Raw genomic sequence first — 21,861 nt, 5'->3', positions numbered from 1 at the left:
CTCAGATTTTATTAACGAATTGTTGCACTTCGCTTTTGCAGTGTTCAAATTGCTTAACCAGCTCGTGGTCTGCTCCACGAAAACGTCGTATGGTTTGTCTGGCACACATGGTACAACCCCGCATGCCGCGGTACGAATCAATGGTGCAGGTCTGGCAACCGCCCAATCGCACCATCATCAAGGTGAAGGCTGCGCGATCTACCAAACTTGCTTCGGCAGAGCAAACCTGATCGATTAATGCTTGCCATTCAACTCCGCGTAAATTGCGCAAATGGCTGATGACCCGCGGAGGAAACATCACTTCCGTATCGCTATTATACATGGGGTTGGGTTTCCTCGAAAGTCGAAATTAAGGGTTTACCTTTCTGGCGGCCGCTTTTTGGGCTTCTTTTTCAGCCCGGGCGGCTTCTTCCCTTGCAAAATTCGTCGGTCGGATTTGAGCGTAGTACGAAGCCGGCTTGCTCAAGCGCTCCAGATCAAAGATATGCTCTTTAAAACGGTCGTACGAGGCGATTTCATAATCGTGATCCATCTTGATTGCATCAAACGGACAAAATTCGGCACAGAATCCACAATTCATACAGATGTCCACATCAATGTAAAACTCTTTTGGCTGTGGGATTGGTTTGCCTGTTACCGGGTCATTCGTTCGCACAATCCAGATGCATTGCGGCGGACACACCTTCGCGCAGATTCCACATGAGGTACAGCGAATTTCTTTCTCACCGTTTTCGCCTTCATCATACACCAAAAAAGGAATGTAGCGAAATTCTTCGGGTACGGGTAGTTTTTCTTCTGGATATTGGATTGTAAAGATGCCTTCTACATCCGGACTGCGTCTGAGTTCAATTCCCTCTTTAGTGAAGTAGCGTTTTTTTCCACTCCGCAGGTCTTCAAGGTAGGTCTTGATAAAGTGCCGGAAGGTCGTCCACAATCCTCTTAAGATGCCGCTTCCAGTGATCATTTTTTCTCCTTGCGCCTCATCGGTCTACTTCGCCCAACACAATATCAATCGAGCCGAGGATGGTCACCACATCGGCAATTTTTTGACCGCGGCACATTTCCGCCAGACTGGTCAGGTTGATAAATGTTGGTGCACGCACATGATATCGCCATGGATTGGGTTTGCCGTTCGACACCACATAAAAACCCAACTCGCCTTTCGGGCCTTCAACCCTTCCATATGACTCGCCCGCGGGTACTCGGACTTGATATTGCGGTTTACCGCTCATGATTGGTCCTTCGGGTATATCCCTCATTACCTGCTGGAGAATTCGCAAACTCTGGCGCATTTCGTCCAGCCGCAGCAGGTAGCGGTCATAAATATCCCCATTGTAACGCACGGGAATATCGAACTCAAATCGGTCATAAATACTGTATGGGTCAGCCCGGCGAACATCGTAAGCCACACCCGAAGCCCGCAAAACCGGCCCGGAAGCCGACAGCGCAATGGCGCGTTCGGCGGTTAATACTCCGACTCCCTCACAACGGCCGCGCACGATTTCATTGTTGGTGATGAAGTAATCCATCTCGTCCAGTTTTCTGGGCAGGCGCTCCAACACAAGTTTGCGGATTTTTTCCATGACCTCATCTGGAATATCCCGCGCCACACCCCCAAAACGAAAATAGTTGCACATCATCCGTGAGCCGGAAACCGCCTCGAACACATCCAGAATCAATTCCCGCTCTTCCAGCGCATATAGCATCGGCGTAAAAAACGCTCCCAGATCATTCAACAGAAAGCCAATTGAAAAAATATGATTCAAAAAGCGGGTCAGTTCAGCCATCATGACCCGGATGTATTCCGCCCGTTCCGGTGGCTGAATTCCCATTAACTTTTCAACCGCCAAAGCATAACCAAAATTATTGCTCATCGAGCATACATAATCCAGCCGGTCAGTGAATGGCATATTTTGCAAAAAAGTATTACGTTCGCCGATTTTCTCATGGTTGCGATGGAGATAGCCCATGATGGGTTTCAGATCAACTACGGTTTCTCCATCCAGCACCACCACCATACGGAAAACCCCATGCGTTGAGGGATGCTGAGGTCCAAGATTGACCACCACTTGCTCGGTTAAGAAGTCATCTGATTTATCCACCCTTTTTAAACCGGCGTAGAGCAATTCATCGGTCTCAGGTGACCATTGTTCGGGGTCAAATCCTGGTGGGTATTGAACATTATCATGGAATGGATTTTTATCCTCCGCTCGATAAACATGACCTTCCGGCCAACGGCTTTTGAAAGGTTTGGTCTCCTCTTCAAAGAACGGTTCTTTCCAGTCCTTTCGCAAAGGGTGACCGTAGAAGCCCTCCCAGGTCAGAATCCGCCGAAGGTCCGGATGATTTGCAAAACGTATACCCAGCAAATCCCATGCCTCGCGTTCCTGAAACTCAGCCCCCGGATATAGCGGTGTGAGCGATGGCACAACCGGATTTTCGCGATCCACCTGGGTTTTCAGTACCAGCGCTCCACCTCCGGTGGTTCTATAAAAATGATAAACCACTTCCATCTTATTTTCCGGCAGGTAATCCACGCCGGTGACCGAGGAAAGATAATCGTAGCCAAACTCATCCCGTAAGGTTTGTGCGACAGTAATCAGATTTTCTGGCATTACCAAAAATCCAGTGTAGCCCGTTCTGGTATCCAGTGAGACGATTTCAGGAAATTTATCGGTTAGGCTGGATGCTTGGAGTTCAATTTGTTCATTCATGACCGGTTTCTCCCTCCGGCTGTTCATTCGCCTGTACTTCTATCGGCTTGCAAACCTGCTTGATCAGATCAAATTTCCGCGGGTCCATCAAATCCGGACCAAGGACGGGGATAGGAATGGGTTCGCCTGGTTTTTTTTGATACCACGGCACGCTTCGCAACGATTGTTTTTCAATCTTTTTCATCAGGGTGATAAACCCATGCAGCAAAGCCTGCGGAGTGGGTGGACAGCCGGGGATGTATACATCCACCGGGATGAACTTATCCACCCCCGCCACCACCGTATAGCCCTCCTTGAAAGGTCCCCCGCCCGAAGCACAAGCCCCCATAGCGATTACATAGCGCGGCTCTGGCATTTGATTGTACAACCGCACAATCTGAGGAATCATTTTCTTGGTCACTGTGCCGGAAACAATCATCAAATCCGCCTGTCGCGGACTGGGGCGCATGACTTCCATCCCAAATCGAGAAAAATCAAAGCGGCTGGCCGCCGTACCAATCATTTCAATTGCACAACATGCCAGCCCAAACATCATCGGCCATAGCGAATTTTTCCGGCTCCAATTATAGATCTTATCCAGTGTGGTTACGGCAACCTGACCCTGCATTTCGGGAGGAATTTCATAACCCGCAGAATTCAGAGACTCATCCATCGGAAAACCTTTCTCGGAGCAGACCGTGGGGAAAATTTGGCAAAAGATTGAAGTTAACCATTATTCTACCGCATCCTGCTTGACTGTCAATTGATAATTAAGATAAAATATTTTTGCGTAATTAATCATGGGTCCGCACACTGCTCAACAAATCCTTGAATATCTCTCGGAAAAGCCCGATTCCACAGTACGTCAGATCAGTCACGCCCTTCGGGTTACACCAGCCGATATCCGTTATCATCTATCCAGCTTGCTTAAACAAAATTTGGTAACGCTCTCTTCAACAACCAAAAATGGTCAACGCGGCCGGCCAGCGCGAACCTACGTGATTTCTCCAAATATCAAGCCCAATAACATTCTTTTATTGGCAGGAGCAGCCCTCTCTCTTCTCTTGAATGATTCAACCGTCAGCCAGGAATATAACTTGCAAAGGCTCTCCAATCAACTTTTTCCGCCCAAACCCACCCCTCCCGGCTCGTTCACCCCCAAAATCATTCAACTGGTCAATCGTCTGAACCTATCCGGTTATGCAGCCCGCTGGGAAGCCCGTCCAAACGGCCCGTGCATCATCTTCACCAATTGTCCTTACCGCCAGTTACTGTCTCAATTTCCACAGTTGTGCGAAATGGATAGATTGATTCTCCAAAATCATCTGGAAACAAAAATAACCCTCGAACAGCACATTCATCCCAACCATTCATCTCCGTTCACCTGTCGATTTTCAGTTACCACTCAGCAAAAGAAAAAGCCGTAAATCATTTCCAATTTACGGCTTTTTCTTTCAACTACTTAAATTTGTGGTTATTCTTGAGCCCCTTCTTGAATCCAGCGGATAATTAGTTCGAGTTCTTGTGGCTCAAACTTACCGGGGTGATTTCCATCTCGAACCGTGGTGACCAGCCGGCTTGCTTCGCTATCCCCGGCTACAATCACCGCACCCGACCTTCCACCTTTCATGGCGGTCTCATAACTATTCAGAGCCAAACCGCCCATTGCCCCATGACAACTGCCGCAGCGTTGAACGAGAATCTGACCAATGCCGTTATTCCAACTCAGCGGCCCTTCAAAAGATTGTCCTGCCGGAGTGGGGATCGACGTGGGCGTTGGTGGCCGAGTAGGCAGTGGAGTGGGAGTTTGCGGAACAAATACATTCTCTGATTGGGCTGAAACCGGCGGAATGGTCGTAATTGCCGTTTGCTCATAGGTTACAAAGCGATAAACAAAAAACAAGAGAATCAGGCTCAACACAGCCGCAACCGGGTAGTAAATTCGTTTTCTTCGCTTTAATTCTTCCGGCGAGGGAGGCGGTGGGAGCAGCCCCTTCTCGATTTTTTCCAATTCCAACGCATGTTCTTCTTCCATTTCATGCCGGCTCAATTTCCCGGTGAACATGCTTTTGTTAAAAGTTCTCAAGTGGACATGATAAAAATGCCAGATAAAAATAGCCAGTACTGCCAGAATAGCCTCTGCGCCATGAGCGACTTTTGCTGCCGGGATGGCCTGTCCCGGCAGAATGCGGGCTGTGGCAATTGGATTCCACATCATGAACCCGGTCAAGGCCATCAGCACTAATCCCCACACCATCGCCCAATACTCTGCTTTTTCGACAAAGTTATACCGATCCATCTTGGGGCGTTCTTTCCTCAATCCAAGATTGTAAAGGAAATGCTGAAAAGCATCCTGCAAATCCTTAAATCCCGGCAGCATGCTGGCTTCCTTACGTTGAACATACAGTTTATATCCAATCGCAACCAGATGGTAAATTGCCTGTACCAGGAACACAATCGCGGCGGCGCGGTGAATGATGCGGGTTATTTCAATTCCGCCCAACGCAGCAATAATCGAAATCGAGATTGAACTTTGAGCAAACTTCTGCACCAAACCGGTAACTGCCAGGGTGGTGAAAGAGGCAATCAGTACAATATGCTCAATTCGCTCAGCCAGACTAAAGCGGGTGTAGGTTTTCTGATTCTCGCTCATCACGAATTCTCCTCATCCTGCCGTTTCTCATCAGTGATTTGATTTTCTTCTTCTACAGATTTAATTTCCTGTTGGTCTTGAAGGGAGTCACTGTCCTGTGTCTCCTTCTGGCTTTCAACAACGGTTTCGGCAGGAATGGAATTTTTCTTCCGTCGATCTACAACCCATCGTCGGTAAATATCACTGACCACAAACAATCCCATGCCACCCAACACCGTTGGAATGAAATACTTGTAGAATTCATTCACCCAATACACCAGCGGGTAACGATTGCGGTCAGGTATATAGTGACTCAACCAGGCATCCGGGAAGTTTTCGGTAGCGTCGGGGTGACACTTCTGACAGGTAGCCAGTAGATTTTGCTTGACTTGCAATCCCTTTTCCGGATCATCCGCCCGGCGAATGTCATGAACGCCATGGCAATCGTAACAAACCGGCATATTGATTTGTTGATCCGGGTCAAGTTTTTCAAACAAGGTTACCGTTGTTCCATGAAAGTCTGCAATATAAGTTTGCAGCACTTGAGTCGAAAGCCCATACTTGGACATAATTTCTTCGTTCGTGTGGCAGTCCGCACAAATCTTGGGAGAAGATAATCGGAACGCTGCTCCACCGATTGGCCCCCTTACGCTATGAACGCCATGACAATCAATGCAAGAGGGCACGTCCGGATTTTTATCCACCAACACACCAGTACCATGTACGCTCTTGGCATAATCCTCGTAAATCGTGCTATGACACTGTCCGCACACCATTGCAGATTGCGCATGTTCGACAGCCGTCAGACGGCCCTGCTCGTCCTTTTTGATTTTCGGTTGTTCGTGAGGATTATGACAATCCGCACAAATGGGCGCATTCAAATTGCCTTCTGCCATTATTTTTGAATGAACGCTGTCTAATAGTTCTGTTGCCTGAGATGGATGACACTGATTGCAGGTATTCTGATATTGCAAAGTGTAATCCCGGCTGGATTGAGCCAAATTTTCAGGGTGCGGATATCCGCTGATATTGGTGTGACAAACCTGACAACTTAACGTAGCATGAGCCGAAAGACCGTAGGTCTCAGGAGCAATTACCACCGAAATTAAGTCCCCATTTGGAAATTCCTTAACCTGGCCTTCAACCATGTGACAGGAAAGACAAGCCGCATTGTTCGGCAATTGCCCTTTCTCTACCAAAGGCGCTTCGGCCAACACTATTTGTGGCTTATTTTGAGAAACGACTCCTGCCAGGCCAATTGCAACGAACACCACGGCAATTGCAACCACAAGCAGCCTTGAAGAATATCTGTAACGGTTAGCCATGAGTATGAATGCTCCTTACCCAAAGGGATTCGATCACCGGGAAACACTACATTTACGATAAGACAAGATTGGTAAACAAAATTAATTATACATTAAACTCCAAATAATTCTTTCCTGTCACTCACGAAAAACCATGAAATTCATCCTATTTATGCAATGATACTTGACACTAAAAATCAAACCCTGCTGATTGCAGGGTTTGATTTTTTTTGAATTGCTTGGGCTGGCTTACGGCCGCTTGAGATTAGCCGTATTGACCTGCACTTTGCTGCTCAAATCCACAATTGAATCATACAGCACTTGCAGGATGTATTTGCCGTTGTGCACGTACCCGCCCGGATCTTTCTGGACATACTGGTAATTGTATGCCGCCTGCAAAAGTCTCGGAGTCCAGGATACATAGCGATTGGGGAAGATCGCCTCATCGGGGGATGCCACCCCATCTTCGTTTGTATCCACAAAGAAGTAGGGATAAGCAGTTGGCGAGTATGCAATCGGTGAACCCGCTACATCCTTAGCGTAAGTACGAATGGCTTGATAGAGGATCTCGGCCAGAGTGTCAATTTCACCCTTGATGCCTTCATTTACATCCCCATCGCCATCATAATCCACCTTCGGATCTTCGAGACGAATCTGGGTAACATCCTCTACCTGATGGCAAGCCCGGCAGGCGCCCTCCTCAACCGTGAGTTTGTGGGCATCATGGCAATCCGAGCAGGCTTGATAATTGGGAATATGTTCAAACTTGCCAGCATATTCTTTGCCAGCGTACTGATAAACGCCCTGCGCCTCCGATCCGAATAGCGTTGCACCTGCAGCAAAGTAGTGAACATTGCGGAAGGTCAATTTATCGGAGGGAGTATCCGGTTCCAACCCCGCGATGGCTCGGTTGACACTCACGGTCGATTCTCGGCCCTGGTGACAGTTGAGACACAAGTTGTCATTCGGGCTGTTTTCAAACCCCAACTTTGCACCACTGGGGAAAGTGACCGTTTCGACCTGGTACAACGAGAAGGTGGACAGATCATTATGGCAGGTTTCGCAGCGCAGGCCATTGGAAGGCATCATTGAAATATTGACACCTTCTGCAATGAATTGCGGTAAGCCGTCAGCCGTGTGACACTTGACACAGGCATTCGGAACTTTACCTTCCGCATCCCAGTGCCGGAAGGCTTCAGCCGAACCATCAAAGTGACCCGCATCCACCCGATTCGCCATACTCAAATCTACCGGTGTGGCAAGTTTTTCGTTCAGGTTTTCAATCGAGTCGTACAGAAGTTGGATGATGTATTTTCCACCATGAGCATAACCGCCGGGATCTTTCATTGCCACCTGGAAGTTGAAGGCAGCCTTTTCCAAACGGGGCGTCCACGAGGCATATTTGTTCGGGAAGATGGCTTCGCCTTCATCAACACTGCCATTCTCGTTCGTGTCAATGAAAAAGTATGGATAGGCATTTTTGTCATAGACAATTGCCGTACCGGCTACTTCTTTGGCGTACGCTTGTATGGCGGTGTATAACATATCCCTTAAACCGGCGATTTCATCCGCTAATCCTTCTTTGATGTCGCCATCTCCATCGTAATCGGTCAGAGAAGACGCCATGCGGATTGCCCGCACCCCTTCAACCGAGTTGGCACCCGGATGGCAGCTCACGCAACTCTCCGTCTTCAACTCCAGGGAGTGAGAATTGTGGCAATCCTGGCAAGCCTGCACACCGGAGACATGTTCAAACAATACATCATAAGATTTTCCGGGATATTGATAGCCGCCTTTGACTTGAGCTCCGTACCGGCTGACTGCAGCCGCGTAGTAGTGGATATTGATAAAGCCAAGTTCTCCGACAACCGCATCTTCATCCGTCGCGCCGGCTTTTTGGATGGCTTCATCTACCTGCACCATTGAAGCATTGCCTTGGTGGCAAGTCATACACACGGCTTCCCGTCCCAAACCGGTCAATTCCACACCAGAGGGGAACTTCACTGTGGTGAGGGATTCGGTAGAAGGATTATGACAGGTATTGCAGTTGATAACCGTGTCGGTTGGTGCCGGCTTATCTACAGCAAATGCCTGGCTGCCATCCGCCCCGATATAATCCAGGAAACCGGCGCTGCTGTGGCACTTGGCACAAGTTGGAGGAACTTCAGCAGGATTTTCGCTATCCCAGTGGCGGAAGGCCTCAGCAGTTGCATCCGCGTGTCCCGAATTCATCCACAAAGCATAATACGGCACCTCGCTGGATAAATCTGGTGCAGCCGGGCAGGGTGCAGATGTTGGACAGGGCACGGCAGTTGGTTGTGGTGGAGCGGGCGGCTGCGTTGGCTCTGGAGTTGCTTGTTGACAGGCCGTTAAAACAACTCCAACTACTACAAACAGGGCGACCATGAGGAAGCCTTTGAGTAGTCTTCTTGTCATATTGCTCTCCATCCTTTCTCTAAAATTTTTTGGGAAATTGGGTGTAAAAAAATTCTCAGGATACCTCATAAAAATTCCTGCAGATAACCACCTCCTTTGGATCAGATTAAAACCTCATTAGAGAAAATTATACCGACTCTGTTATCTTAATACAATATTAAATTGGTCTGAATTCTGATATTACAGTCAAATTAGGACGAATGTCATGTACTTTGGGGTGATACAAACAATACCCTCATTTTTACCGAAAATTCCTATAAAATAGGCTTATGACAATCCATACCATCCACTCAATCTGTGTATTCGCCGGCTCTGCCGACCACCTCTCCCCCTCTTATCTGAACGGAGCCGCAGAATTGGGGATCATGCTGGCAAAAAACCGTATCCAGATTATTTGTGGGGGTGGAAAAACCGGCTTGATGGGCGCTCTGGCCGATGCGGCTCTAAACGCCGGCGCAATGGTTATTGGAGTAGTGCCCCGCTCTCTTTTTCAACCACAGTTAATTCACAATCAACTCAGTGAATTAAGAATTGTGGAGAACATGCACCAGCGCAAAGCCTTGATGAGCCGGTTGGCAGACGCATTTATCGCCTTGCCGGGTGGTTTTGGCACCTTTGACGAATTATTCGAAACCCTTACCTGGACTCAAATTGGCATCCATCGCAAACCACTGGGAATGTTGAATATCAATAACTATTTCGTCCCCCTGATTTCTTTGATTGAACATGCTCAAAAAGAAGGGTTCATTTACTCCAATCATCGTGAACTATTCGTGGTTGAAGAAAACCCTCATCAATTACTCATCAAACTACAAAATCATCGTTTTCCCGAAGATCTGGAAAATTGGGTTAACCGGCCTTCTTTTTCCGAAAATCCCTAAGGAGAACTGAACATGTAAAAAAAACGGTCTTCCCACTTACGGGGAAGACCGTTCAGCCCGTTTACCGCTTCAAAAACTATTCAACGGTTACACTTTTTGCCAGATTGCGGGGCTGATCCACGTCCAATCCCCGCAGAGAGGCAATATGATAGGCAAACAGCTGAAGCGGAATGACCGTTACCACGGGGGAAAGCAGCCATGGCGTTGGCGGCACCCAAAAAACGTGATCTGCCAGTTCTGGCACCCGTGTATCCCCTTCGGTTGCCACCACAATCACACTCCCTCCGCGGGTTTTGGCTTGCTCAATCTGGCTGATCATCTTTTCATACCACGGATCCTGGGGGGCAATTGCCAGCACCGGCATATCCCGATCCACCAGCGCAATTGGACCGTGTTTCATTTCCCCAGCCGGATAGGCCTCGGCATGGATGTAAGAAATCTCTTTGAGTTTCAATGCCCCTTCATACGCAATCGGCATGTTGATTCCCCGTCCCAAATAGAGCATGTTACGAATGTACTTCATTTCTCTTGCAACCGGGATGATCTCATTTTCCCTATCGAGGCATCGCCCAACCAGATCCGGTATCAATCGCAAATCGCTGACCAGTTGTTTCCTTCTGGTCGAATCCAGCACGCCGCGCAAGTCCGCCAGCAAGACCGCCAGCATATATAAATCCACCAGCGGCGCGGTAAACGCTTTGGTGGAAGCTACCCCAATCTCCGGGCCAGTTTGCATGGAAATATATCCATCCGCAATCCGCATCGCCTGGGAACCAATCGCGTTGACAATGGACCACAAAACCGCCCCCCGTTTACGCCCTTCATCCATCGCTGCCAGTGTGTCGGCGGTTTCTCCCGATTGACTGATCGCCAGCACAACCGTGTTTTGATCCACAATCGGATCACGGTAACGGAACTCTGATGCGATATCCACCTCAACGGGTATGCGAGCAATTCGCTCGATCAACACTTTGCCCACCATGCCCGCATGAGCAGCCGTACCACAAGCCGTGATGATGATTTTCTGGATTCGTCTTGCCAGGTCGGGCGTGAGGTTTAATTGGGGCAAACGGATCTGTCCTTCATCAAAATCTACACGACCAGCCAGCGTGTCGGTCAGTGAACGCACCTGCTCGTGAATCTCTTTTTGCATAAAATGGCGGTATTCCCCCTTTTCGGCCGCTACCGGATCCCAGCTGATCAGGTGTTCTTGTGGTTGAACAGGTTTACCATCCAATGTCATCACCCGCACATTCTCGCGGGTCACAACAGCCATCTGATGCGAATCCAGGAAAATCATTCGGCGGGTATGATCTAAAATAGCCGGAATATCCGAGGCGACAAACATTTCTTTCTCGCCAAAACCGACGACCACACCACCGGCGTTACCGATGCGAGCCGCAATGATTTTATCCGGTTCCAGGGATGACATTACCACCACGCCATGGGCACCCTTCAAATGACGCAACGCCTGGCGGGTTGCCTCTTCCAACGAAGTGCCAGCGCTTAGAAAACGCTCGATCAGATGAACAATCACCTCAGTATCGGTATCGGAATTAAAATTCACCCCCTCTTCCATGAGTTCTTCTCTCAGCTCCAGGAAGTTTTCAACAATGCCGTTATGCACCACCACAACCTGGCGACTGTTGCCCATGTGAGGGTGGGCATTTCGGGCGCTGGGTTCTCCGTGAGTTGCCCAGCGGGTATGGCCAATGCCGATGTTGCCTTCTAACGGCTGGCTTTCGACCAGACTGGCGAGTTTACTCAATTTTCCCGCATCTCGGCGAATTTCGATGCTGCCGTTCTGTAAAACAGCAATCCCCGCTGAATCATAACCCCGGTACTCCAGGCGTTTTAACCCATTGAGAACAATCGGAGTCGCATTGCGTTCCCCAATGTAGCCGACAATGCCACACATAATATCTCCTTTCAACATTTCAAGAATTCTCTTTTCCCGCTCAGGGAAAGAGATTTTCACTTACTGCTCAATTCATGTTTCAGGAAAAGATGGGCGGTCAAAACGCCCGGAAGGCTTCCGCTGATCCCTCGATTTTCCCGGTGACCAGATGCATTATTCTGTTCTCACCGGTTAACCCTGCTTTGCAGCAGGGAACCTTCCTCCTCGTCACTTCATCACCTCGCGGATCTCAGAGATGTGAAGCCATGCGCTGGTCTTTTCCGTTTCTCTTCACAGATTTGTAATGCTTATCACCTCCAATGCCTGATTATACCTGCCTTTTGCTATAATTCAATCGCAATGGAATATAAACCTTCGGTAAATCCTTCAACTGGCGAACCCCCAAAACCCTCCACAAGCCAGCTACTTCTAATTCCGCTGGGGTGTCTGATTCGCTCTCCCTTACTGTTTATTGGGATTTTCCTGATTGGCTATTTATTTTGGTCCATTTCAACCGGCGAGATTACCCTGTTATGGACCACAGTACCCGAATTTGACACCTGGAAAATCGATTCTGCTTTTACTTCGGTGGAGGACAGCAATGGCGAAACCTGGAAAATTCGATACGAATCGAAAAACACCGCTGTTTTTGAAGGCTTAGTCAGACATGCCTCGCCAATTAACGAAAGGGCTTTTCCTTTGCTTTCACACGATATTCTCGTAACCAGCGGTGAATTTGCCGATCCCTCGCTGGTGCGCACCTCTGTTTCCAACCATCGCTTTTTCTGGTACACCGATCAGTCCAATCGTCCAGCAGGGACAATCAATTTATTACATACCGTTCCTTCAACAGAAGAGATTTACCATCAATTATCTGTTATCCGCAAAGGAGATACCGTCCGGGTCAAGGGAATTGAAATCCTGGATATTGCACGTTATGACCAGCAGGGTGATTTTCGAGGCAGCTGGGCGGATGCTGGCTGCAACACCCTGCTGGTCACATCGGTTGAAATCCTGCCTGAAAGGTAAACGATTGATCAACCGGTATGTTTTTGGACTAAGTCAAGCACATCCGGAAAATCAATTCCCAAACGCCGGATGGTTTCCAGGGTAGGAATACCCTTCTTTGTCCATCCACGTCGCTGATAGACAGCATCTACCAGCCGGTCATACCGTTTCTCCCGGTATTTTCTCAACTCGGCAATTTTCTGTTCGGTGCTCATACCGCTGATATCTACGCCGACTTCTTTAGTCAGAATCTCATCATAATAATCCCTGCGATCTTCATACTCAGGCGGTGTTACCGGTCCCATCGCGCGATATGGCGGATAATCATGCTCGCGGGTCCCGAATCCCATTCGTAGATTGAAAATCCGTTGGAAGTTGTAGACCTTTTCCGATTGTTCAATGATCCCGTCAATGTCAATCTTTTCGCCAGTAACTCCTTCGTATAACCAGCAGTAATTTTCGACATGTTCCGGTACTTTTGCGGGTTCCTTGGCAGTCTTGTTGCTTTCCGGAATGATGTCATTCCACGGCAATTTACATAATCCATGCAGACTGAACCATGTCCTCCAGATTGGAAAATAATGCAGGGCTTCGGCTTTGGCTTCGAATGTGGGAAGTTGTTTGTGAACCATATCCATGAAAATCAGCCATGCTTCGTCGTGCTGAGGTCCCTTCGTTGCGAGTGCATAACCACCCTGCTGGGCAAGCGATTCCTTGGATAGGTATTCTGATATTTCCAGCCCTTTAATCTCCATCCCGATGTCATTTAGAAGTGTGGGGTCCGCCCCATAATCTTCAGTAAACAGCCGCTTCATCGCACGCACACCTTGACCGACAACAACGCCAAAACCCTCTCCGCGTGCCATCTGGTGGATTAATTCCATAACCGCATCAAAATTCCCCCATGTCAATTCCAACCCACCCGTGATTTCCTTGTTGATGATACCCAGTTCGTAACATTCCATGGCAAATGCCAGCGAATTGCCCAGGGAGATGCTATCAATCCCATACGTATCGGCGTAAAAATTCATTTCCAGAACCTGCGCCGGGTCAAAGATACACAGATTGGAAGCCAGCCCGCCGAGTGTCTCATATTCCGGCCCATCAACGAAGACCTCCTCTCCTTTATAGGGGCCGGTTTGCAGCGTGTAGTGCGAAACCCCATGTGCGCAGGACATTGTACAGCCGTACCAGCAGCCATCCGGCCCACGCATGTCAAATTTCTGCTTCCAGACATCTCCCGCAACCCGGTGCGCATCATCATGATGCCCATAACGGAAGTTCTTCACGGGCAGCAAATTAAACTTGTTCATGATCTCAACCAGATAGGGGGTGCCCGTACCCCGCATATCGTTCTGTGAAGCATCGAACAGACTGATTTCACGGTTGATCCGTTGCCCAGCCTTTCGGATGAGGTCCATGTTGGCAACCCCATTGCTGTCGCCGCCGACCTGGCTGTACCGCACCACAACCGCCTTGATCTTTTTATCTCGCAGCACCCGTCCACAACCTCCCCGGGCAGCTTGCTTGATCCGCACTTCATCCCGGCGCGGATCATAATAACTAACGTTCAAACCGCAAATGGAGTTGTAATTGGCTGCCTGACCGGCTGAAATGACTGAGATTCCACGCAGTCCGCGGGGGTCATCGGCATACATTTCGGTCAACATCCGGTTGATCAGATGGGTGTCCTCTGGTTCAAGCGGAGATTCCTCAATTCGAACAATCCCCTCATCTCCGTCTATGTAAATGATGACATCGTTCTGGGCTTTCCCCTGAATTTCAAGCGCATCCCATCCAGCAAACTTGAGGTATGGTCCAAAGTAACCGCCGCTGTTGCTATCAATTACCGTGTGGGTCAATGGTGAAATTGTCACAACCGTACATTTACCGCTGCCCGGATAAGCCGTAATTCCGCCAATCGGCCCGCCGGCAATGACCAGTTCATTTTCCGGATCGTTCCAGCGGGTCTCGTCACGGATAGCATTCCACAAAAGCCACAAGCAGAAACCTCTTCCTCCAGTGAAGGTTCGTTTCATTTTCTCGTCAACCGACTTGCTTTGTATGCGGTTTTCACCGATATTGACATACAGCGTTCGGTTAGCATACCCCCGTACCACGGGGCGAAGGTCATAACGAAACTCTGCCAGCAATTTATGTGCGCTCCGCAATTTTTCCACGTCGGTCTTAATCATCTGCCTCTCCTTATCTGGAAGATTTTGGAAGAATTGGATTTCACGTTTTCCCTCAATTCAATTATAGTGAAAGCCAATTCACTTTCAGTATTCCTCTGTCACTGCTCTGGTTGATAAATGTCACAACCCGAAAGAAAAGTAAGGATGCGTTATAATCACTTGAAAAGAACGAATTAGAAATCAAATCTTATGAATGTAGAAGATCAACTCGATTTATACCTGAGAGCTCGTTTCACTTTACTGGTGTTCGTCACCCCAGAAGAGGAACGCTTGTTAACCACAATTCAGCGGGTTTGCGAACAGACCCAGCGCCGGCTTCTGAGTTGGGATGCCGCCGATGGATTTCAACTTCTAGTCGGCAGCGGTAATCCAAACACTGCCCGCGATCCACTCACGGCACTGGAACAAATCGAAGCGGCTGATCCGGCCATACCGGCGCTCTTTGTTCTCAAAGATTTTCATGAAATTTGGAACAATCCGCAGATCAAACGCAAATTAAGAAATGTCAGCCAGCGGTTGAAGTTTTCCAAAAAGTCCATCTTGATTACCTCACTCTCGTCAAAAATTCCGGATGAATTGAAAGACGACGCCGTTTTGGTGGATTTTCCCCTTCCAACCTTCTCAGAACTGGAAGAAGTCCTCAACCGGCTCATTCAGACCCCCGGCGTCAAAGTCAACCTGACTCCATTGGGAAAAGAAAAATTGATTCAGGCGGCGATTGGACTGACTGCCTCTCAAGCCCAGCGGGTGTTCGCGAAATCCATTGTCAAAGACGGCTTATTAGACGACCGCGATATTGATCTGGTTACCGAGGAAAAGAAGCAAATCATCCGCGAAAGCGAAGCACTCGAGTTTTTCGCGGTAACCGAAACCCCCGATGATGTTGGCGGACTGGGTGTGCTTAAGAACTGGCTGCGCTTACGCGAACGCGCTTTTTCACAGGAAGCCCGCGCTTACGGTTTGCCTGCTCCTAAAGGGATTGGTCTCATCGGAATTCCCGGAACCGGCAAAAGTCTGACTGCAAAAATGATCGGCGGGTTGTGGCGTTTACCCTTGCTGCGCCTGGATGTTGGTTCCCTTTTTGGCAGTCTGGTAGGCGAATCGGAGGAAAGAACCCGCCGAGCTCTTAAACTGGCCGAGACCGTTTCTCCTTGTGTGGTTTGGATTGATGAAATGGAGAAGGCCCTCGCTCACGGAGGTTTGGATAGTGGCACCAGTACCCGCGTATTTGGCACCATCTTGACCTGGATGCAGGAAAAAACTGCTCCCTGCTTTGTCGTTGCCACCGCCAATGATATTTCCAGCCTTCCGCCGGAACTGCTCCGGCGAGGCAGATTTGATGAAATTTTTTTCCTGGATCTTCCCACGTTTGAAGAACGGCGCGAAATTTTTGCTGTTCATCTGCGTAAACGCGGCCGATTACCGGAAGATTATCGTCTCGACCGACTGGCTGAAGCCTCCAGCGGATATGTTGGATCGGAGATCGAACAGGCGGTGATTGATGCGATGTATATTGGTTTCAATGATGGTCTACGCGAATTTACAACCGAGGACATCCTTTACTCACTCAAACGTCAGGTACCCCTTTCGGTTTCTCAGCGGGAAAATATCACCATGCTGCGCAACTGGCTGCGAGAAGGCCGCGCTCAATCGGCTTCGTTTCAACAGACCGAAGAAGCAGAACATCAATTCGTTCCGATTCAACTGGATATCCGTTCAGAAGGTTAGCAGCGTTCAGGCTCAAACGGGATGGGAATTTCCGCTTTAGGAATTGATTTTGGGACGTCAAATACCCTGATCGCTGGCTGGGACGAAAACTCCCAGCAGGTTTCCCTGATCAAAATTCCGGATTACTGCCGTCTGTTTTCACAAAATGGAGAGCAAATTCCTCTCATCCCATCTTTAATCCATTATTCACCAGAAGGACACCTCTGGATCGGTAATCAAATTCTCCAACAAGGTCTGGGCGACTCCCGCCGTACCATGCGCTGGATGAAACAATATATTCTCAGTCGTAGTCCCATCCGCATCCGGTTGGATGAGCGCGAAACAACTCCTTCAAAAGCCGCCCAGGACTTTCTAACGACCATTTTTACGATGCTGCGTGAAGAACAGGCCATTTCACCCGCCAGGGTTGCCTTTAGCGCACCAGTTGAATCCTTTGAATTCTATACCAACTGGTTGAATACGCTGGCAGAATCCAACCACCTGCCCAAAATTTCCCTGATAGACGAACCTGTCGCTGCTGCAATTGGTTACGGAATTCAGGTTAAGCCCGGGACAATTTTGTTCGTTTTTGATTTCGGCGGGGGAACTATGAACGCCGCAATGGTCATTGTCGGGGAAGAATCACCCACAGACAAAAACAAACCGCTCTGCCGGGTGCTGGGAAAAGCTGGGAAAAACATTGGAGGCATGCGGATTGACCAATGGCTCTATCAGGAAGTACTATCGCGGTTTTCCCTCACGGATGATCATCCTCTTGTCAGGCAGGCAAGCACCCAAATCCTATCCGCCTGTGAAGGGGTCAAACAAGTCCTTTCACATGACCCACAAGCCTCAACCGGCGACATCCGCCTTCGTGATGACAAGCTCATCAACCTGACCCTCAACCGCGATGAGTTTGAAAACATCCTCGAACGCAACCATCTCTTCCATGAGGTGAGCGATTTGTTTCGCCATGTTCTCAATCAGGCTTATGAGAGAGGATATTCTCAGGACCAAATCAGCTCAGTATTGATGATTGGCGGCAGCAGTTTGATACCGGCCGTTCAACAACATGTAAAAAATTTCTTCGAATCTACCCCTGTCCAGGTTAGACGCCCTCTCGACGCCGTAGCAAGAGGGGCGGCTCTGTTTGCATCTGGAATGGACATCCTTGATTATGTGCGCCATGATTATGCCATCCGTTATGTTGAACCACACAGCCGACGATACGCTTTCCAGAAAATTGTTTCCAGCGGGACATCTTATCCAACCCCCCAGCCCATCTCGCATTTGACGATCAAAGCCTCATACGAGGGTCAACAGAAACTGGGGCTGGCCATATTTGAAATACGCAATTCACGCGAAAGCGGTTTCTCCCAGGAGAATCTTGAGCTGATTTTTGATCCGCAGGGTTCGGCAAGGATCATTCAACTTCCTTCCCAACAAATCGAGGAGAGAACCTATTTTTTTGTCAATGAACATTGCCCAACATTTCTCATCGCTGACCCTCCGGCTGAACCCTCAATTCCTCGCTTTGAAATCTCTTTTTTCATCGATTCTCAAAAAAGATTGACAATCACTGCCCGCGATTTGCAAACTGGGATTATCATATTGGAAAATCAACCGGTTATTCGTTTATCGTAGCAAGGTAAAAGAATGTCACACATCTCAAAATTCAAGACGGAATGGGTGGATGCGGAAATCTTACTCCTGGCTCTGCGCGATTTGGGCTATCCGGTCGAGCAGGGAGAACTGAAGATTACTTCCCTGGGCGGTGAGCAAGCCGATGTTGAGATCAAAGTTCGTCCTCCGCTGAGCGCAGAAATTGGATTCCGACGACGTCAAGGCAAATTCGAAATCGTTGCGGACTGGTTCAGCGTTATGGGAGTCAAACGGACCAGCCTTGTCCGTCGAATCAACCAGCGGTATGCTTATCATGCCGCTCGTCAAAAACTCGAAGAACAGGGCTTTTATCTTGTCGAGGAGAAAGACGAGGCTGGTAAAATTCACTTACTGTTACGCCGAATGGCATAGGACTTTGTCATGGAAATCCAGGAAATCGAATTGACAATCCACCCCAACGGAAAGGTTGAAATCAGCGTCCGCGGAGTAAAAGGAAACACCTGCCTGGAAATTACTCAGGCTCTTGAAGAAGCGTTGGGAAATCACATCCTTGAGCGAAAAATGACCGCTGAGAGCCAGGAACCCCCTATCGGTAATTCAAATTTGATACCGCCGTTGGAAATCAAAGGATAAATGAGTGTGGCAGAGACGCTGCGGATTCATCATTTTGAGCCTTTTAGTTATTCGAACGGTCCCGGCAAACGAGCCGTCCTCTGGTTGCAGGGTTGCACCCTGAATTGTCCGGGTTGCTTCAATCCACAAACACATTCCCCAACGGGCGGAGCATCAGTCCAATTGAGTGGGTTACTGTCCCGGATTTTTCGAATCAGCCCTTCTATTGAAGGGATAACCATCAGCGGCGGCGAGCCGCTGCAACAGCTGAGGCCATTATTGCGTTTTTTGGCAGAAATCCGCCAAAAAACCCACCTTTCCGTAATCCTTTTTACTGGCTTTACCCCTGAAGAGATTAATACTTTCCCGGCTTCAAATAAGCTTTCGGAGTTGATTGATGTGCTGATTGCCGGTCGTTATGACAAATCTCATCCTTCGGAAAATCTCTGGATTGGCTCCAGCAATAAGACCATTCACTTTTTTTCTTCCCGTTATTCGATGGCTGACCTGTTGCATGTTCCAACCGGTGAAATCATTATCGAACAAAGCGGTGAACTTCTTTTCAGCGGGATTGATCCGCTGATTTTCCGTTGACCATGAGTGAGCAGCGTCTTTTCGAAGAATTCCGTCGCACACTCCTTTCCGTAAGCGAATTCCCGTCTCTTCCCAAAGAAGAACTTGTGAGTTTGATTCAACGAGGGATCATTCGAATACTATTGACTGATCCAAACCCGGAAAGTATTGCTCTCATTGAAGAAGCCTGCGCTTTTGCCCCTCTGCCGATCATCAGGGAAGATGCCCTTGACGCACTGATCCAGTTAAGCCATCAAAACAACCCAGAAGCAATCCTCAGCCTGTACCGGCTTGCAATTGAAAGGGATTATCCACCAGCAATCACACACTTAAAATTCAATCCCCTGCCCTGTCCAAACCCCCATTTGCAAGCCGTTTTTTCCTTTTTATACCTTCCAGATGGTGGCTATGCGCAATCCAGCGAAAATCTCGAACTTCTCGCCGAGTATTTTTTTCACCACGCCCAACCCTCAACCCAAATGAAAATCATCGAATCTGCCCCATCTCCAGCCCGGCAACGGTTCTCACACCTGCTTAGCCTGCTCCTTTTCAATACACCTGACAAACCAAGCCACTTGCTGGCTCTCTATCCTCAAACCTCCCAATCAGAGAAACAAATCATCCTTAAGCGATTATCCTCGCTGGCTGAAACGGAGAACACCATTGCAGTGGATTTTCTATGCAGGCTAGCAGTCTATTTTGATGATCCGACGGCCAGACAAATTTGTCAACAGAAAAATCTTTCACCATCGGTTCCGACAGAAAAAGCCCTCTATTATTTTCTCTCAAACCAATGGGATCAATACGAAACATTTGACTTTACCCACCAGTGGCTGGTAGAGGCATACTCATCTGCCAGTCCGGCTTTAAGGCAAAAAATTCTGTCTCAGGCACGCATAAGCGGTCATGTCGAATGGCTTTCCCGTCTTTCCGACAGCCGTTCTGCTGTCGTTTTATGGGAATTAACCCCCGCGGATTGGGAAAGGGTTGTTCAAGCCATCCTGCTAAATCCATCAGAACCGCTCTGGCTGCGCCTTTTATCTCGCGCTCCTTTGTTCTGGTCTGCCTATTTACTTCATCACCTCAGCGAACATGCAATCAACTTCGAGCATGACCCTCAACTCAATCAGGTCGCTTGGCTGGCATCAGTTTGTTTCTCCAAACCCCTTCCCGTCTTCCGGAAAGCGATTCTCCAATCCCCTGCTGGCAGTATCACCAGCATGGCGATTTCACCCTTCGGAATGGAAATTGGTTTTGGCTCCCTCGACTCCTCTATTCAGTTTCTTAATCTGACCTCGCTTGAATGGCAAAGCCCCCTTCTAAGCCCGGTTTCTCCGACACGGCTGATCATCTACGACCCACAGGCGCGTTATCTGGTCTGTGCTGGTGGAGATCATCGCCTGCGCATTTTTCGCCGCCAGGATCATGCCTTACTAAAAACACTGGATGGGCATAAAGGTCAAGTCCGGGGGATGGTCTTTCGATCCGATGGCAGGATATTCTATACGGCCGCTTTTGATGGAGCGATTCAATCGTGGCACTTTCCAAGCGGTTTGGCGGCACGTCCTCCCGTTCAAATCGGGAATGAGATTTTTTCCCTACTGATTACGCCTGACAATCATCTACTGCTCTGTGCCACCGCTGACCGCACCTGTCAAATAATCTCTGTCCATGGAAATCACCGCATACATTCCATCTCTGGCTTAGAGGATGCTCCTCTGACAATGGCAATTAATAATCGCCAAAAATTTGCTGTGGCAATCCGCAATCACACGATCCAGCAATTCAGCCTTTCGACCTTCAAACCTCTTACACTGCCCTCACCGTCTTCTACTCCAATCAACCAGTTGGTCTACCATCCCACTTTACCGCTGCTTTGCGGCATGGGGTTGGATGGAAAAATCCAAATCCGCCATGAAGCCGATTTGAAACCGCTCCTCACCATCGAACTGCATAATCAACCCGCCAGCGGATTGGGGTTTATCCCGGATGGTAATACCCTGATCAGTTCCAGCGCGGATGGCAGGGTGGTAATCTGGGACTTTCAGCCATTGATCCTGTTCTTTCAACCTATTCAAAGCGATCTTCACGATTGGCTTCAAAAAATCAATCAATGGATTAACGCCGGTCTTCAACCTGCCACCGAGCCATGGTTGGAATTTGCCCGGCAGATACTGCAATGGCGGGCTCGCTTTGACATTCAGATTGAAAACGCCGAGCCAATTCAAATTGGCGATTATGACATCCTGTTGTAAAAAACTTAATTAGGGGAGTGTATAATCATAACTTGTTTGAATTGA

18 protein-coding genes and 1 pseudogene are annotated in these 21,861 nt (G+C 48.7%); 9 read left to right on the top strand and 10 right to left on the bottom strand.

The window, feature by feature from the left end:
- Nucleotide 1: 1 nt before the first annotated feature.
- From AC812_RS11005 to AC812_RS10990, 5 genes and pseudogenes are all read right to left on the bottom strand, one after another.
- The gene (locus AC812_RS11005; protein ID WP_061916172.1) at nt 2–322 is read right to left on the bottom strand and encodes a hypothetical protein; all 321 of its coding nucleotides are present in this window, start codon (nt 320–322) and stop codon (nt 2–4) included.
- A 27-nt stretch (nt 323–349) separates the two neighbouring features.
- On the bottom strand, nt 350–964 hold the full coding sequence (locus tag AC812_RS11000) for a 4Fe-4S binding protein (protein WP_061916169.1): 615 nt from the start codon (nt 962–964) through the stop codon (nt 350–352).
- A 16-nt stretch (nt 965–980) separates the two neighbouring features.
- Nucleotides 981–2,102 carry an NADH-quinone oxidoreductase subunit D gene (locus AC812_RS18375; protein WP_061916260.1) on the bottom strand — a complete coding sequence of 374 codons (1,122 nt, stop codon included), beginning with the start codon at nt 2,100–2,102 and terminating at the stop codon, nt 981–983.
- 186 nt (nt 2,103–2,288) lie between these two features.
- A pseudogene (locus AC812_RS18370) lies at nt 2,289–2,615 on the bottom strand (NADH-quinone oxidoreductase subunit C); the annotation flags it as partial.
- 91 nt (nt 2,616–2,706) lie between these two features.
- Nucleotides 2,707–3,366: an NADH-quinone oxidoreductase subunit B gene (locus AC812_RS10990; RefSeq protein WP_061916167.1), complete on the bottom strand. Its 660-nt coding sequence runs from the start codon at nt 3,364–3,366 to the stop codon at nt 2,707–2,709.
- A gap of 127 nt (nt 3,367–3,493) precedes the next feature.
- Here AC812_RS10990 and AC812_RS10985 point away from each other — a divergent pair, with 127 nt between their 5' ends.
- Complete coding sequence (locus tag AC812_RS10985; RefSeq protein ID WP_061916165.1) at nt 3,494–4,120, top strand: helix-turn-helix transcriptional regulator; 627 nt, start codon at nt 3,494–3,496, stop codon at nt 4,118–4,120.
- A gap of 47 nt (nt 4,121–4,167) precedes the next feature.
- Here the strand turns inward: AC812_RS10985 and AC812_RS10980 are convergent, their stop codons facing one another.
- The 3 genes from AC812_RS10980 to AC812_RS10970 form a co-directional block, all read right to left on the bottom strand.
- Nucleotides 4,168–5,346: a cytochrome b/b6 domain-containing protein gene (locus AC812_RS10980; protein ID WP_061916162.1), complete on the bottom strand. Its 1,179-nt coding sequence runs from the start codon at nt 5,344–5,346 to the stop codon at nt 4,168–4,170.
- Nucleotides 5,346–6,650 carry a hypothetical protein gene (locus AC812_RS10975; RefSeq protein WP_061916160.1) on the bottom strand — a complete coding sequence of 435 codons (1,305 nt, stop codon included), beginning with the start codon at nt 6,648–6,650 and terminating at the stop codon, nt 5,346–5,348. Before AC812_RS10975 ends, AC812_RS10980 begins: the two co-directional genes overlap by 1 nt.
- Nucleotides 6,651–6,878: 228 nt before the next feature.
- The gene (locus AC812_RS10970) at nt 6,879–9,065 is read right to left on the bottom strand and encodes a cytochrome c3 family protein (RefSeq protein ID WP_145962551.1); all 2,187 of its coding nucleotides are present in this window, start codon (nt 9,063–9,065) and stop codon (nt 6,879–6,881) included.
- Between the two features lie 269 nt (nt 9,066–9,334).
- On the opposite strand from AC812_RS10970, the gene AC812_RS10965 reads away from it, so the two are divergent.
- Nucleotides 9,335–9,946, top strand: a complete 612-nt coding sequence (locus AC812_RS10965; RefSeq protein WP_061916154.1) for an LOG family protein — start codon at nt 9,335–9,337, stop codon at nt 9,944–9,946.
- A 76-nt stretch (nt 9,947–10,022) separates the two neighbouring features.
- On the opposite strand, the gene glmS is transcribed toward AC812_RS10965, so the two are convergent.
- Nucleotides 10,023–11,864, bottom strand: a complete 1,842-nt coding sequence (glmS, locus tag AC812_RS10960; protein WP_061916151.1) for a glutamine--fructose-6-phosphate transaminase (isomerizing) — start codon at nt 11,862–11,864, stop codon at nt 10,023–10,025.
- 339 nt (nt 11,865–12,203) lie between these two features.
- Here glmS and AC812_RS10950 point away from each other — a divergent pair, with 339 nt between their 5' ends.
- The gene (locus AC812_RS10950; RefSeq protein WP_061916145.1) at nt 12,204–12,872 is read left to right on the top strand and encodes a hypothetical protein; all 669 of its coding nucleotides are present in this window, start codon (nt 12,204–12,206) and stop codon (nt 12,870–12,872) included.
- An 8-nt stretch (nt 12,873–12,880) separates the two neighbouring features.
- Here AC812_RS10950 and AC812_RS10945 read toward each other — a convergent pair whose 3' ends face one another.
- Nucleotides 12,881–15,046: an aldehyde ferredoxin oxidoreductase family protein gene (locus AC812_RS10945; protein ID WP_061916142.1), complete on the bottom strand. Its 2,166-nt coding sequence runs from the start codon at nt 15,044–15,046 to the stop codon at nt 12,881–12,883.
- A gap of 189 nt (nt 15,047–15,235) precedes the next feature.
- Here AC812_RS10945 and AC812_RS10940 point away from each other — a divergent pair, with 189 nt between their 5' ends.
- Genes AC812_RS10940 through AC812_RS10915 form a run of 6 tightly spaced genes read left to right on the top strand, consistent with a single transcriptional unit; the run spans nt 15,236 to nt 21,816 of the window.
- Entirely contained in the window at nt 15,236–16,774 is a 1,539-nt protein-coding gene (locus AC812_RS10940) for an AAA family ATPase (protein WP_061916140.1), read from the top strand.
- A gap of 21 nt (nt 16,775–16,795) precedes the next feature.
- Nucleotides 16,796–18,397 (top strand): Hsp70 family protein, encoded by a 1,602-nt coding sequence (locus AC812_RS10935; RefSeq protein ID WP_061916137.1) that lies wholly within the window; start codon nt 16,796–16,798, stop codon nt 18,395–18,397.
- 12 nt (nt 18,398–18,409) lie between these two features.
- Nucleotides 18,410–18,787 (top strand): DUF1257 domain-containing protein, encoded by a 378-nt coding sequence (locus AC812_RS10930; protein WP_061916134.1) that lies wholly within the window; start codon nt 18,410–18,412, stop codon nt 18,785–18,787.
- A 9-nt stretch (nt 18,788–18,796) separates the two neighbouring features.
- Nucleotides 18,797–19,009: a DUF2997 domain-containing protein gene (locus AC812_RS10925; RefSeq protein ID WP_061916131.1), complete on the top strand. Its 213-nt coding sequence runs from the start codon at nt 18,797–18,799 to the stop codon at nt 19,007–19,009.
- Nucleotides 19,010–19,582, top strand: coding sequence for a 4Fe-4S single cluster domain-containing protein (locus tag AC812_RS10920; protein ID WP_061916126.1), 573 nt, complete (start codon nt 19,010–19,012; stop codon nt 19,580–19,582).
- 2 nt (nt 19,583–19,584) lie between these two features.
- Nucleotides 19,585–21,816: a WD40 repeat domain-containing protein gene (locus AC812_RS10915; protein ID WP_061916121.1), complete on the top strand. Its 2,232-nt coding sequence runs from the start codon at nt 19,585–19,587 to the stop codon at nt 21,814–21,816.
- Nucleotides 21,817–21,861: the final 45 nt, after the last annotated feature.

The sequence above is a fragment of the Bellilinea caldifistulae genome (assembly GCF_001306055.1).
GTDB classification, from domain to species: Bacteria; Chloroflexota; Anaerolineae; order Anaerolineales; family Anaerolineaceae; genus Bellilinea; species Bellilinea caldifistulae.
This window is presented reverse-complemented; position numbering and strand designations above follow the sequence as displayed.

What these genes read in the sequence shown, in the direction of transcription:
- AC812_RS10950 (WP_061916145.1), top strand. Translation starts at nt 12,204, where the DNA reads ATGGAATATAAACCTTCGGTAAATCCTTCAACTGGCGAACCCCCAAAA.
- AC812_RS10915 (WP_061916121.1), top strand. Translation starts at nt 19,585, where the DNA reads ATGAGTGAGCAGCGTCTTTTCGAAGAATTCCGTCGCACACTCCTTTCC.
- AC812_RS11005 (WP_061916172.1), bottom strand. Translation starts at nt 322, where the DNA reads ATGTATAATAGCGATACGGAAGTGATGTTTCCTCCGCGGGTCATCAGC.
- AC812_RS10930 (WP_061916134.1), top strand. Translation starts at nt 18,410, where the DNA reads ATGTCACACATCTCAAAATTCAAGACGGAATGGGTGGATGCGGAAATC.
- AC812_RS10935 (WP_061916137.1), top strand. Translation starts at nt 16,796, where the DNA reads ATGGGAATTTCCGCTTTAGGAATTGATTTTGGGACGTCAAATACCCTG.
- AC812_RS10975 (WP_061916160.1), bottom strand. Translation starts at nt 6,650, where the DNA reads ATGGCTAACCGTTACAGATATTCTTCAAGGCTGCTTGTGGTTGCAATT.
- AC812_RS10940 (WP_061916140.1), top strand. Translation starts at nt 15,236, where the DNA reads ATGAATGTAGAAGATCAACTCGATTTATACCTGAGAGCTCGTTTCACT.
- AC812_RS10945 (WP_061916142.1), bottom strand. Translation starts at nt 15,046, where the DNA reads ATGATTAAGACCGACGTGGAAAAATTGCGGAGCGCACATAAATTGCTG.
- AC812_RS11000 (WP_061916169.1), bottom strand. Translation starts at nt 964, where the DNA reads ATGATCACTGGAAGCGGCATCTTAAGAGGATTGTGGACGACCTTCCGG.
- AC812_RS10990 (WP_061916167.1), bottom strand. Translation starts at nt 3,366, where the DNA reads ATGGATGAGTCTCTGAATTCTGCGGGTTATGAAATTCCTCCCGAAATG.
- AC812_RS10985 (WP_061916165.1), top strand. Translation starts at nt 3,494, where the DNA reads ATGGGTCCGCACACTGCTCAACAAATCCTTGAATATCTCTCGGAAAAG.
- glmS (WP_061916151.1), bottom strand. Translation starts at nt 11,864, where the DNA reads ATGTGTGGCATTGTCGGCTACATTGGGGAACGCAATGCGACTCCGATT.
- AC812_RS10965 (WP_061916154.1), top strand. Translation starts at nt 9,335, where the DNA reads ATGACAATCCATACCATCCACTCAATCTGTGTATTCGCCGGCTCTGCC.
- AC812_RS10920 (WP_061916126.1), top strand. Translation starts at nt 19,010, where the DNA reads ATGAGTGTGGCAGAGACGCTGCGGATTCATCATTTTGAGCCTTTTAGT.
- AC812_RS10925 (WP_061916131.1), top strand. Translation starts at nt 18,797, where the DNA reads ATGGAAATCCAGGAAATCGAATTGACAATCCACCCCAACGGAAAGGTT.
- AC812_RS10980 (WP_061916162.1), bottom strand. Translation starts at nt 5,346, where the DNA reads ATGAGCGAGAATCAGAAAACCTACACCCGCTTTAGTCTGGCTGAGCGA.
- AC812_RS10970 (WP_145962551.1), bottom strand. Translation starts at nt 9,065, where the DNA reads ATGACAAGAAGACTACTCAAAGGCTTCCTCATGGTCGCCCTGTTTGTA.